We start from the raw sequence: 13,151 nt of genomic DNA, 5'->3' as shown, positions 1-13,151 counted from the left end.
CGCCATTGCCATCGCCGGGGCCAGCTTCTGCTCCAGCTTCTGTTGATCCTGCTCCATCAAAATGACCGCCTTGAGGCAGTGGGCGGCAACGACTTCGTAACTCTCCGCCAGCTTTTCTTTTTCTGCCGAGGACAGTACCCGCTCATACCCGCGCAGGGACATGATGGCTGAGTCCAGCGTATCCAGCCTTGTCTTAAACCGCCCACGATTTTCATAGGTGCGAAAGCCATAGCGCAGAAGAGCCTGCACAGTGGAGAGATTGCGGCAGTGGTTCATCTGGCGATACTCGTTCGCCGCAGATGCCACCGCGCCGGACAGCATTTCCTTGAGACAGTCCTCCGCATCAGAAAATCTGCCCCCATGCAAATGGGTGCGGACATTTTCCAGCATGGCGGACAGACGGTTGGCAGAGAGAGGTTCGGCAGGTTTTACTGCGGACAGCTCACCACAGATTTCATCCCGAAGCCGATGCTGGGGATGTTCCTCGGCTGGGAGCGCAGGCAGACCATGAGCCGCTTTGATGACCTCGTTCCAATCCTTGAACTTGGGCAGAATCCTGCCACACTGAACGCCCTTATCTGAGAGCAAATCATAATATTTTTCTTCCGCCTCCAGTCCTGCCTCATCGTGGTCGAGGCACAGCACCACATGATTGAGGTTCGGGTGCAGTTCCAGTGCCTTTAACATAGCGTGCTCTGAAACACCGCAGAGTGCAACATAGCTTTGATTTTGCCAGTCCTTGGGGTGCAGCGAAATAAAAGACAGCATATCAATAGGCGCCTCAAAAACATAGAGCAGATTACTTTTCCCAATGTGGTGAAAGCTATATGAGGGATTGCAGCCGTCCACGTTGCCCTTGAAGCCGGTGCCCTCGGTGTAGAGCCCTCGCTTGTGGGCATGACGGGCAACACCATTTTCATCAAGTCCCACAAACACGGCGTTGTGATATTCCTTGGTGCCGTCCTTAGATTTTTCGCAGGACTCATAAATCAGTTTTTGCTTTGCAAAATAGCTGACCACCTCACGATCAAGCAGCCGAGTTTTGACCAGATAACCGTAGACACGGCGCATATCGCTGTTGGCGTCAGGCAAGGCAAAGGGCTTTTTCTGCTCCTGCTTTTTCTTTTCTGCCGGTTCATAGACCTTGCCCTGTTCGCCGCCGAGGAGCATGGTCACGGCTTCGGGAAATGTTAGGTTATAAAACTGGCACACAAAATCTATGGCATAGCCGCCACTCTCCGTGGCATGGTCATACCATTCGTTGCCACGCACGGTAATGCTGTGGTCAGACGCCAGCCGCTTTTCGGGACCGGAGCGAATGAGCTTTTCCCCCTGTCGTTCTAAAAAATCCACGAGGTCAACATTGTTGGCGCAGAGCTTTTGTTCATCAGTAAAATGGATATAGGTTCCCATGGTGTACCTCCTTATTGATTTCGGTTTCCGATGCGATGAAAAAACGCCGCCCTTTTGACAGGACGGCGCTGGCTCGGAAGTAATTTTTCTTTGGGCGGCAGTTGTTTTGTAGTTTTTTTGGGCTTTTTCATAAAGTTCTCCAATCGTTAATATGACATGGTTTGCTCGTGGTCGCCCTGGGCGTGACCCTGCGCCTGCTTTTTCTCCCGGAGCTTCCGCAGGAGCTTGCGGTCAATCTGCTGACCGTGCGATTTCAGCGGCGGCGCGTTGTCTGCAAAGATGCGGCTCATGTGGTGGAGCAGTCGGGTTGTGGCAAGTAGGACGGAGGGCTCTTTCCACTGCCCCATATGGTCGAGGAAAAACTGCGCGTAAATATTACCCTGTGCCGCCGATGCGGTGAGCCATTCTACCGCCGTTTCTTTATCCCTCGACACATCCTTGCCCATCAGATATAGCTTGCCGAGGGTGTACTGTGCAAACTGATTGCCCTGCTCGGCGGCGGCAGTCAGATAGCGCAAGGCGGTTTCCACATCCTTGAGTGCGGCCTCACCGATGAGATAAATCTTGCCGAGGCGGTATTGCGCGAAGTGATTGTCCTGTGCGGCGGCTCTCTGAAAGAATGAGATTGCCTTTTCAGTATTTTTTGGGACATCCTCGCCCTTGAGGTAGAGAACGCCGAGGGCATATTCCGCAAACTGATTTTTCTTTTCTGCTGCAAAGCCAAGCCAGTGCAACGCTTCCTCCACATCCTTCAGCACACCCTCGCCGCCAAGGTAGAGCTTGCCGAGCCTATATGCCGCAAACTCATTTTCCTGCCCAGCGGACAGCTTATAAAGCCTCACCGCCTCCGCGACATTTTTGGGAACGTGCTGCCCTTTTTCATAGAGCTTGCCGAGAAAATACTGCGCATAGGGATTTTCACCCTCCACCGATTTACGAAGCAGAGCAAGGGCTTTTTCTACCTCCTGCGGCGGGGCGTTCTCATCGGAGAGAATGATTTTTGCAAGCTGGTAGCAGGCAAAGGGATTGCCCACCGCCGCGGACTTTTCCAAGTATGCTTTTGCCGCTACTTCATCTTTTTCTGTACCAACGCCGTTTAGCAGCATCCAGCCAAGGCGGTATTGGAGCTTATCGTCATGGCTCTGTTGCTCCAAGGACTTGAAGCCGTGAAAGGCTTCGGTAAAGCGTTGCTGGGAATCAGTGCTGTTTTTTGTGCAGCCAATTCCGTCACTGAGCATTTTGCCCAGCTCAAAGCTGGCGTAGGGAAAGCTCTGATTTGCCGAGCGGGTGTAGAGGGCAAAGGCGGTTTCATGATTTTGCTCCACACCCTTGCCGTGATAGTAAAGACCGCCGAGGGAATATTCGGCATACTTATAGTTTTCGTTTGCTGATAGAGTAAGCCAGCGCGCCGCATCCTCATAGTTCTGCTCTGTGCCAAGCCCCGCGGCATACATTTTGCCAATGCGGTACTCGGTGTACTTCCAAGGGCTTGCGCTCTCCGTCGCATGAAATCCGGCGAGGGCCTTTTCGTACCAAGCGTAGGCGGCATCGGCGTCCGGCTCACAGCCGAGGCCATCGGCGGTCATGCGGCCGAGGTCGTACATGGCGAGGGGGTTGCCGCTGTCGGCTTCTGCGAGAAACAGCGCACGGGCCTTTTCAAAATCCCGCATAGTGCCGCCGTGCTTATCTCCGAACAAATACTGCTTTGCCTGTTTGTACTCGTCCGTCCACCACGATGGGTGCTTACTGCCAAACACCGCCCCGCCCCGGTGAGCATGAGGAGTAGGACACTCTGCTTCCTCTGGCTCGTCCGCAACTGCTTCTTCCGAAAAGAATGCGGCGGGGGTATCGTCCTCGGCAGTCGCATCCGGAAGCGCAGTATCCGCCGAGGACGGTTCTTCAAAGGTCATCTCTCCGTTTGTAATGCGAAGAGCCTCTTTGATGACCATATTGCGGATAGATTTGAAGTCCTCGCATTTGGAAAGCGGGAGCGGCTCTTGCGCCTGCTCGGTATAAATGCTGTTAATTCTGCCCTTGAATTCCCACCACAAATCATAGGCGGCGGCAATACGCGGATCATGCGCCAGCTCGTCCACGATTTCATCCACCACATTTTTAAGGTCGGCTTTCAGATAGCCGTATTGTTTTTTGCCGGTGGTGAATTGCAGCCGATCCGCAAGGTGGGTGATGAGCTGCTCCAGCTTGGTGCTGTACAAAACGCCGCCCCGCATCTGTGCAATCAGTTTCCGCATGACCTCGGCTGACTCTCTGGTGAGGGCGTCCCGCTGCTGGGTTTTATCCGAGTAGAGCGGTAACAGCTCCTGCCGAAAAATCTCTGTTGCCAGCGCCGACTTCATACTGCGGATGCCCTGTTTTGTGAGGTAGCCCTCCCTTGGCTCAGTGCTGTAGCAGATCATGTGGATATGCGGGTGGTGGGATTCATTGTGAAAGGCCGCATACCATTTCAGATGGTCGGGCTGGATTTTGAGGCTTGCGGCAAGCTCCATCGTTTTGGAGGAGAGCAGCGATTTCCACACAGCAGCACTTTCAAAACCAAACTTTTCGGCGTCCTCCCGGCGCAGAGAAATAATCGGCGTCCACACGTTTCCTGTGTGCGCCGACACCTCTCTTGCCACAGCCTCCAGCTCCAGCGGTACATCGCCAGAGGTAAATAGACCGTGGGTGTCTATTTTTTCGACACGGGGACGGTTTGCAATGTAGTCCAAATACTTTTCACGGTCACCAATTTTTTCGAGGTGTTGCTCCAGCGTGATGGTGATAAATTCCGAAGCGTTTTTACGGTTTGGCTTTTCGACATAGTCCTCATATTCCAGCGAGTCCTTGGCGTCCGGAAACTCCTGAAGCAGCTGCGCAATAAGCGTCTGCTGTTTTTTAGTAGGACACCAAAGCTCATGACCGCTTTTGATTTTTTCCACGCCGTCACGAGTGGCGATGTATTTGACAAGGTGAGCAAGGTGGGCGGCAGATTTTCCGCTACCGCCCTTGAGGTAGGGACATTTGAAAATAAGCCTTGCCATTATTCATCGCCGCCAATGCCGTGCTGGAACTCCACCGCCTTATCCAGCATAATTTTACCCTTGGTTTTTTTCACCTCGGAAACACAGCGGCCGCGCAGCCGCGCCAGCTCATCATCGGTGATGTCGAGGTTTGCCGCCAGCAGATGCATCATCATGCTGATTTCTACCGACAGCCGGAAGAGATTTCCCGATACTCGGTTTTCCGTATTTTGCAGTGTGCCCTGAATGCTGGTCAGCAGCGCCTTGGAAAGATAGTCTGCGGTGTCACCGCTGGCGAGGTAGCCCATGTAGAAGCTCAGTGCCTTTTCCATGAACTCACTGCGGCTCTTGCAGTTGTCCTGAGTAAGCCAGCCGTCCAATCGCTCCATCGTTTCGGGATAGAGCCATATGGCAGTGCGCTCTTTATTATTTTTCATGCTGTAAGTCCTCCTTGTGCTCTCAATTTTGTCTTGACCACCTGCAAGGTGGACGGCAAAAAGCCTTTGTTTGCTTGGGGTTTTGCCGATTGCGACCACGCTGGCTGTGCCAAAAGCCAAAACCGTCCACCTTATCGAGGGTGCTGAAAACGCCCGCACTGCGGGCGTTTGTGGTCGGTGGGAGGTCGCTTGCGACCACCCGCCTTTATCCTGCTCTATTTTCGACCGGGGGGTTCAGTGAAGTTATTTGCGTATTTGCTGGATGCGGGAATGGCTGGCACAAAGCCCCGACACGGCTGTTCAACCGGCGCAGGGGTACACGGATGCCAACCAGCCCCGCAAAAACCCACACAGGGGCGACACGGTGGCAACGGTGGCTAAGCTCTGCGCCTTACAGGTTCGTTGTCATAGCACCGTTGTTTGCAGCGGTAGATGCCTTGCTTTTATCTTTCTGATTTTTAGTTGTAGGTGCGGTTGCGGCACTATCCTCGCCGCCCTCATCAATGTATTCACGCACGGGAGCGGGCACATATTTTTCATAGAGCTTTTGCAAAGCATCCTCCAGTTCACCCTGTAAATTTGCTTCCTTTTTAGCCATATAGCGTTTGGTGGCACGGAGTTTGTCGCCTTCCATGCCGATGGTGATGTTCTCTTTTTTCATCTGTAAAGCCTCCTTAATCATTAAATCCGATGAATGTCATGCGGGGTTCAAGCTCCGGTTCCTCACCGCTAAAGGCGGGGACTTCGGAAAAAAGCTGACTGTATTCCGCAATTTTACTTTTGCTGAGAGAACAAAACTCGCCGCTGCGAGTGGTGTCACAAACAAAAAATGGGCCGCAGATGATATCTGCGCCCAGCCTCCTGTTGGGTAGCATTTCAGCCAGTTTGGCTTCCTCATTGCAGACAACCACGCAGCCGTTTGGAAAGCTGATGCATTCAATCAGACCACCAACCTCCGCCTGCAAGCTGGCAAGGTCATTGCCAATTTCCTTCACGGCGGGCGGCAAGCCGGGCTCAACGAGCAACACTTTAATTTTATTTTCCTTCATATTCTGACTCCTTCCTTATGGTAAATAGCTTCTTGGATTTTGCTTCTCGCCGTTTATCCGCACTTCAAAATGCAGATGATTCCCGGTACTACGCCCGGTGGAGCCCACCTCTGCAATGACCGTTCCGGCATCCACCGTATGTCCCTCAGTGACGAGGATTTTGGAGCAATGGGCGTACAGCGTAACAAAACCGCCGCCGTGATCCACCATCACATGGTAGCCATAGCCGCTGCTTGAATAACGCACCACATACACCGTCCCCGGCAGTGCCGCACGGATGGGTGTGCCTTTTCCCGCGCCGAGGTCGAGGCCGCTGTGTCCTTTGGTTTGCCCTGTGAATGGGTCTTTGCGGTAGCCGAACTCCGAGGTGATCATGCCGCGCCAGCTCTCACCTAACGGTGAGCAGAAACCGTCTGCCCCGATAAACGGTGCAGACGAAAGGGGCAGGCCGTCCGACCATTGGTCAAACTCATCGCCATAGGTGGGTGCTGGTCTGCCGTACAGCACACGGTGATAGATTTCGGAAGCGTTTGCTTGATTCTCAGGCGTGATGGAAATGCCCATTGCCGCTAAAATATTTGCGTATACCACGGGCAGTTCCCTGACGGGAACCGCCACGATGTAGGTTTCCTCGCTGGTTGTGCCATCCTCATTTTCCACAGTGCGGGTGCGTTCCTCATAGGTGACAAAGCACGCTACAAAGCGGCGGTGGTCTTTCTTTGAGGGGCTATCTGCGCCGAAAAACAGAGAATAAAAAATTGCCTTGATGCGAGTGGAGTCGAGGCTGTCACCACCCTCCATCTCTGCATTTATCGTTACGATGCTGCCATCCAGCAAGGTAAAGCTGCCCTGCATATCCTCGATATAGCCACGGTAATCCTCCGGGACATTGCCCGAAATGACCCCGCCCTCGAAGCACAGTCCCACGGCGGTGTTGTTGTGATCTGCTGTGCCGGAGAGCATGGAGCAGATAAGCACCAATATTAAAATGACCGGCGACAGGATGGCGGCGATAATCCAGCCCGCCGTCTTTCTGAGCTTGTCACTTGATAAAACGGTGGCCGCGACCTTGGCTGCGGCTACCGCAGCGGATACTGCCATAGATTCACCGACCTCTCATTGTGCAAAAGCCAAGCGGAAATACATCTACATTTTTCATTATCTTCCGCCCGCCTTTCCGAACAGCTTTTCCTTATACGCTGGTGCATGAACGGCGAGGTTATACCGCTCAATGCCGCATTTGTATAGGCACACACCACGTTGGGGAAAGCGGATGAGGTTGTATTCCGATTCTTCAAGCTGCAAGGTGTCCATATAAAACCGCTTGTCGATGTTGCCTGCGTTGAAGAGAAAGGCATGGGTCGGGATGGAGAATAGCGGTTTTGTCAGCTCGGCAATGCCGGGGATGGCGAAATCTTCGAGGTTCTGCGATGCTAAAATCACCGCCGATTCCTTCTTGCGCACACGCTTCATGAAGTTTCGGATGTACTCAATGGCAGTGAGATTTGTGAGGAACAGGTACAGTTCATCAATACTGGCGGCCGTGTTTCCCTCGGTCAAGAGCTTATCGCTCATAAAGGACAACACGTTAAAGAGCAGGGCGTTCTTTACGTTCTTTGATGCTTGCAAAAGACCTTTCACGCCGAACACAATAAAGCGGTCGCTGGTGACATTGGTGTGTCCGTTGAAAAATTTGCTTTCCGCACCCATGCACATGGAGTGAAGCCCCAGCAGGATTTCCTGCAGCAGTTCGGCGGTATAGAGCTGATATTTTGCCTTATCGTAGCACTTGTACTCAGCCTCAATCAGTGCGTAGAGGTCAGACAGGATGGGATAATCGGTGGCGGTCAGCTTGCCGAAGTCGGTGTGGTCGCTAACGCCGAACTGCTCGTAGAGCTTACCCAGCATGATTTCAATGGCGTCGATGTGCCTGTCGTCAAAATCCTTGTAGCAACGGAAGAAGTCTTTCAGAAAGCTGATGTGCTGACTGAGCTTGGTGCGCTGGCGGAATGCCTGGGGCGCGTCCGCATCATCAGAGCCGCCCTCGTCCCATGTCTTGGGTTCCAGCGGGTTAATCATGTACTGACTACTCATAAGGTCGATGAAGCAGCCGCCGAGGTTCTCGCACAGCTCCACATATTCATGCTCGGGATCAAGGCAAACAGCCGCTTTTCCCGAGGCAAGGATATTGCAGATAATGAGCTTTAAGAGATAGCTTTTGCCCTGGCCGCTGTTGCCGAGGATGAGGATGTTTGCGTTGGTTTTGTCATCGTCACGCTTGTCAAAGTCTACGATAATGTTGCTGCCGAACTTATCTCTGCCAAGATAAAAACCGTTTGCATCGGTCTTGCCCGAATAATTGAATGGGTACATATTTGCCACAGAGCTTGCAGGAAGTACCCGTTCATACTGGCTGCCCAACACGTTATGTCCGGCGGGGCCAACCGCGAGAAAGCCCTCCCGCTGTCGGAGCATGAGGTGATCCACATTGAGCTTGGAGCGCACCAGCTCCGTCAGTACATCGGTTTGCAGTAGCTTCAGCCCATCCAAATCGTGAGCAGTAAGCTCGATATAAACAGCGCAGTGGAGGAGCGGCTCACGATTTCGGTGCATGGAAGACACCAGCGTGACCACATCCTGCAAGTTGCTCTCAGCGGTCACCGTCTGCTGAAGGTCGTTGGTACTGCTCCTGTCCATGCGGTTTTTGTTGGCGGCATTGTGGATGATTTTCTTTTCCTCATTGGCCGTCACTTGGCGGGTGTAAATCCGCAGGGTCACGCCGTCCTTTTCTCCGAGGTGGCGTAGGATGGCCTGCTCAGAGGTGCTGGTGGGATACTCCCGCAGCACCCAAACACAGCGGTAAGTGTTGCCGCAGATAAAATGGTCTGTGTTAAACTTGATGATACCAGGCGCAATCATGTCGAGGAAATCCTTGATTTTGACCGCATCTACTGGTGCCACCATTTCTTTTTTTCTGATTTTACTCACCGAAAATCACCCACCTTTCTCCGTCATAATCTTCATATTTTTCGGTCGTGACATTTTGCTCATAGTAGACGCCCAGCAGCCGCTTGATGTCGGCTTCGTCCGCCTTTTTCGTGGTGAATCCCTGATCCTTGAGAGATTTTTCAATGCGGGAGAGGTAAGGCTGGACTTCCGACTCCTTTTCCTTACGCAGACGGATGATGATTAAAAATTCCCGCGCTGTCGCCATCTGCACCTGCATCCGGTCAAGGGCAGTCATATCCTGTCCCAGCAGCTTGCGGATGACAGGGTTCTGCTCGGTGTCCATGCGGCTTTGCAGATGGGACTTTACATCCTCAAAATTTTCTCGGCTGTTGAGACACAGCATCTCAATTTCCGCGATACCCTTGAGAACATTCATCAGCGCATAAATCCTCGCACCCACGCTGGCATCGGAGAGGACACTGATGTTGGTGGGCTTGATGATAAAAAACACCAGCTCGCCGTATCCGGTCACCAAGCTGTGCGGGGTGATGTCCGTGATACCCATGAGCTGGCGGGTGGACGATTTGCCCCTGTCATGTTTCTTCTTTCTGCTCATAACTGCCTCCATTCGTAGATTTGCTGCTTGCCGAAGAAGAACGCCACAGCGTATCGGATAAAATCGAGAATGCTGGTGTCCTCAAAGCGTATGGTCAAAAAGGCATAGACCGCCGTGATAACAATAGGCGGCAGCCAGCCCAGCCGGGAGAGCGCGAATACAGAAATAAGGCAGCCGATACCGATGATGCCGATGTCCCGCAGCTCCCACAAAAACAGTGTGGCCTTAGATTTTAGGTTGTCGGGGTAGATGTACATGGTGGTGTGTCCTCCTGTTCCTCCTTGAATTTTCTTAAAAAATAAGCGATGCCCCGAAGCAAAAAGCTCACACAGGGTATCGCCACACTATTGCCAAGTGCTTTGTATCGGGCACTGTCCGAGCCGCTGGGGATGTCCGTCCAGCCATCGGGAAAGCCTTGGAGCCGTTCGCACTCCAAGGGAGTTAGGCGGCGAATGAGGCTTCTTGACTCCACGATGCATTTGTCCTGGCTGACATATTGATTGCCAATGCCTTTTTCATCGCCGCTGCATAGCGCACCGATGACCTCTTGGTAGGTGCTGATTAAATCGGTATTGCCCTTGTGCTGCCTTGCACACTGCGCCGCCGCGACTTCTCCCTCATGAAAGGTGGAAAAGCCCTGACGATTAAACACCGCATGGTGATCCGTAGCGGTCAGGGTATATGCAACATCGGGCTGACAGCCAAGCCCATTACCTCCGTTTTGCGGCTGGCGGTCGATGGTGTTACCCGCAATGCAGATGGTTTCCTGTAAAATGGCGATGCCGCCCTGGTTCTTGCTGGGGTCTGGATTTGTGGTATCAATGGTTCGGGCGAGGTCGGTTTCTCTGCATCCCGAATGGGGGTTTTGCGATTTCATGCTGTTGGATTCCTTGGAGTCAAGGCTAAACGCAATAGGAGCACCCACCAGTGGGATATTATTTCCGCCTGTTCCCATGCGTGCCGACATGGTGGGCGATACCTGATGAGGACCTGTGTATCTGGCGTCAATCCCATGATTTTCAAACAGCACCGGCTGGTTATTGCCACTCATTCCGGCGCTGGCGGTGATGGTTGGGCAGATGCCCTTGCCAATTTCTGCGCCGCCCTGTTGGGTTGCCATGACCAGCGGCTGGTGTCCATGCTCCTGTGCACGTAGGGTGCCAGTGATATCCTCGGTGCAGTGCATCTGATTGCCTCCTTGGTCATTGAGGCAGAGAACAGACGGTGCCGTACCTGTTTTCAGCGTGGGGGAACACTCATCTTGGTAGCCAATTCCTCTTGCTTCCGCACCGGCATTGCCACAAAAGCCAGCGGTCAGCACACAAGGATATCCCTGTCCGGCCTGCCCACCACCTTTGGTGAGGGAGGTATGGACTTCTGGGGTGAGAAAGCAATCGCCGTCACCTTTGCTGACCACACCCGCAGCAAGCAGCAGTCCAGCCGGATTTCTCCCACCGCCACCGTCCGCACCTGCAAGGGTCGGCGCAACACCCTCTGGTGTAAACACGCGGCTCTGCTGAGTGTCCCAGCCATTGAGACAGTTGGGCTGGGCTACCAGCGGAGGATGTCCGCCCATGCCTGCGCGGAGGGTGGAGGTTACTTCCTCGGTGATGTCCATGCGGTCACCGCCTTGGTCGTTTAGACACATGAGCGGCTCCTGGGCAACAAAGGTCTGCATCTGCATATTGCGGGTTGCCAGCAGTGCGCCAGAGATGCCATGTAGGTCAATGACTTCATCTCGCTGGTTTACATGAAAGCTGCTGACAGCGGCGGTGTCCGCAACAAAGGTCTGCTGCTTCATCCCTGGCTGCGCGCCCAAGGCTCCGGCGATATCGTGCAAATCCCGCACCTCATCACGCTGATTGGCGGCAAACGCCACCGGTGTTTTTTCTTCTGTCTGTACATATCCGTGACTGCCGCCCTCTCCACCGTAAAGGGCAGGCCATGTGCCGGTTTCTGAGGTGATGCGGCGGCTTTGCACATCCCATGGGGTCAGACAAGCCCCGCCTGTATCATCAGTGCATCCTTGAGCTGGGGCGGCAGCTCCTTGCCCCTTGCCTCGGCTCTGCGCAAAATTCCCAAGCAGGCGGTCTTGCTCAAATAATATTTGGGGTGCGGTGAGTCCTCCAAAATCTGCGACAAGGAAGATGCGACGGCGACGCTGGGCGACTCCCCAGAATTGAGCGTCGAGCACTCTCCAAGCAAGGCTGAATTGGTTTCCCAAAAAGACAGCCCCAGCAGATTGCCATGTCCCGGTGTCAGGTCGAGGCACATCACAGGAACTGTCCTTAATACGGACGATTTCCTCGATGACCGCCCGGAAGTCCTCGCCGTCTGCGCTGCTAAAGGCTCCAGGGACATTCTCCCAAATGAGGTATCGAGGTCGAATAAGGTGAGCTGGTATATTTCGCTGTTCATCTGCTTTTCTCATCTCCTTTGCAATTCTGGTCTGCTCCATGAACAGCCCGGATCGCTCTCCTGCGAGGCCGCGGCGCGCTCCGGCCACCGATAAATCTTGGCAGGGTGAGCCGCCGCAGATGACATCCACAGGCGGTAGCGTCGCTCCGTTTAGCTTTGTGATATCCCCGACATGGAGCATATCGGGGAAGCGTAGTTTCGTGACTTCGATGGGAAAGGCTTCGATTTCGCTTGCCCATAATGGCGTGACGCCATTGCGGACGGCGGCTAATGGAAAGCCTCCAATCCCATCGAAAAGGCTCCCCATCGTATTCATCAGCACATACCCATTGCCATTGCGGGAGCCTCGGCCTGTTGCACATTTCTGGCGCTTCCAATGACGAAGCCGTTTTCCTGCTGCATCACTCTGCGGACAGGGAGTCCGATTCGCCGTGCTTCCTCGATTTCGAGGTGCATTCCGTAGGAGATGCGGTCGCCATAGCACCACAGCTCATCGCAGTGGGACAGCATAGCGATACCCATGTCAAGCCCAGCCTGCCGTTCTGCTTGTTCTGACTCTCGGAGCAAGTTTGGATAGAGCAAATGGGGCGCAAAAAAAGCGTGCCCCTCGTTCATCACATGGCGACACGCTTCCTTTGCAAATGCTGTATTCTGTTCAATATCCCCGGCATAGGGGGATGCTACATAGATTACCTTCATAGGCTTTTTCCTTTCCTGTTTTATTTAGGCGCCACCGCCTGCACCACGGTTCGGGTGGTATTGACCGCCGCCTGTGCAGTGTAGACCGCACTCATTACATTGGCTTTTGTGCTGGTGTCAAGGCCGAATGCCCCGGCAATCCTCGGCACTTCGCCTGCGGACAGCATTAGCCCCAGCCCCAGCAGGGCATGGTCCTTTAGCACCATGAGCCCCGCTGCAAGGATGGTTGCCTGCAAAAATGTAGTGAGACATAGGCCGATGATTTGCTTGCACCACTGGACAAAGCCGTCCATATATCCGCGGGGAACGCTGAACATATACAGGCTGCCCACGGCAATTTGAATGAGCAAGATGCCGCCGCGCTTGAGATTGGCAAAGAACACTTTAATCACGGCATAGCCCATCATGATAATCATAAACAGCAGCATGAGTGGGTTGGTGATTGCGCCGATGCCGCCGAACACACCGGAAGCGGCGGCGCCCATCTCCGGGGTGCTGCCGAGCTGCGTGAGGATGCCGTTTGCCATCTCCCCGAAGCTCTGGCCGTAGCCGG

At 53.7% G+C, this 13,151-nt stretch carries 12 protein-coding genes; all 12 read right to left on the bottom strand.

Going from position 1 to position 13,151, the window contains the following annotated elements; all coding sequences use genetic code 11:
- Positions 1-1,413, bottom strand: a 1,413-nt coding sequence (locus tag RTV33_RS00060) for a DUF3991 and toprim domain-containing protein (protein ID WP_312640266.1), incomplete at its 3' end; no start/stop codon positions are given.
- A gap of 146 nt (positions 1,414-1,559) precedes the next feature.
- Entirely contained in the window at positions 1,560-4,451 is a 2,892-nt protein-coding gene (mobP3, locus tag RTV33_RS00055; RefSeq protein WP_312640264.1) for a MobP3 family relaxase, read from the bottom strand.
- On the bottom strand, positions 4,451-4,867 hold the full coding sequence (locus RTV33_RS00050; RefSeq protein ID WP_312640262.1) for a hypothetical protein: 417 nt from the start codon (positions 4,865-4,867) through the stop codon (positions 4,451-4,453). Before RTV33_RS00050 ends, mobP3 begins: the two co-directional genes overlap by 1 nt.
- A 391-nt stretch (positions 4,868-5,258) precedes the next feature.
- Positions 5,259-5,528 carry a DUF6103 family protein gene (locus tag RTV33_RS00045; RefSeq protein ID WP_312640261.1) on the bottom strand — a complete coding sequence of 90 codons (270 nt, stop codon included), beginning with the start codon at positions 5,526-5,528 and terminating at the stop codon, positions 5,259-5,261.
- Between the two features lie 13 nt (positions 5,529-5,541).
- Positions 5,542-5,916, bottom strand: a complete 375-nt coding sequence (locus RTV33_RS00040; protein WP_312640260.1) for a DUF3846 domain-containing protein — start codon at positions 5,914-5,916, stop codon at positions 5,542-5,544.
- A 15-nt stretch (positions 5,917-5,931) separates the two neighbouring features.
- Positions 5,932-7,017, bottom strand: coding sequence for a M23 family metallopeptidase (locus RTV33_RS00035; RefSeq protein WP_312640258.1), 1,086 nt, complete (start codon positions 7,015-7,017; stop codon positions 5,932-5,934).
- 57 nt (positions 7,018-7,074) lie between these two features.
- Positions 7,075-8,880: an ATP-binding protein gene (locus tag RTV33_RS00030; protein WP_312640948.1), complete on the bottom strand. Its 1,806-nt coding sequence runs from the start codon at positions 8,878-8,880 to the stop codon at positions 7,075-7,077.
- 16 nt (positions 8,881-8,896) lie between these two features.
- Entirely contained in the window at positions 8,897-9,481 is a 585-nt protein-coding gene (locus RTV33_RS00025; RefSeq protein WP_312640257.1) for a hypothetical protein, read from the bottom strand.
- Positions 9,478-9,738 carry a hypothetical protein gene (locus RTV33_RS00020; protein WP_312640255.1) on the bottom strand — a complete coding sequence of 87 codons (261 nt, stop codon included), beginning with the start codon at positions 9,736-9,738 and terminating at the stop codon, positions 9,478-9,480. The genes RTV33_RS00025 and RTV33_RS00020 overlap by 4 nt, the downstream gene beginning before the upstream one ends.
- Complete coding sequence (locus RTV33_RS00015) at positions 9,714-12,215, bottom strand: DNA cytosine methyltransferase (protein WP_312640254.1); 2,502 nt, start codon at positions 12,213-12,215, stop codon at positions 9,714-9,716. The genes RTV33_RS00020 and RTV33_RS00015 overlap by 25 nt, the downstream gene beginning before the upstream one ends.
- Positions 12,215-12,598: a DUF4406 domain-containing protein gene (locus tag RTV33_RS00010; protein ID WP_312640252.1), complete on the bottom strand. Its 384-nt coding sequence runs from the start codon at positions 12,596-12,598 to the stop codon at positions 12,215-12,217. The genes RTV33_RS00015 and RTV33_RS00010 overlap by 1 nt, the downstream gene beginning before the upstream one ends.
- Positions 12,599-12,618: 20 nt before the next feature.
- Positions 12,619-13,151 (bottom strand): conjugal transfer protein TrbL family protein (locus RTV33_RS00005; RefSeq protein ID WP_312640250.1); only part of this gene is annotated, 533 nt, incomplete at its 5' end.

This window comes from Hydrogenoanaerobacterium sp., assembly GCF_032017025.1.
Classification (GTDB): domain Bacteria; phylum Bacillota; class Clostridia; order Oscillospirales; family Ruminococcaceae; genus Hydrogenoanaerobacterium.
Note: the sequence above shows the minus strand (reverse complement) of the source record. Positions and strands in the feature narration are given on the sequence as shown.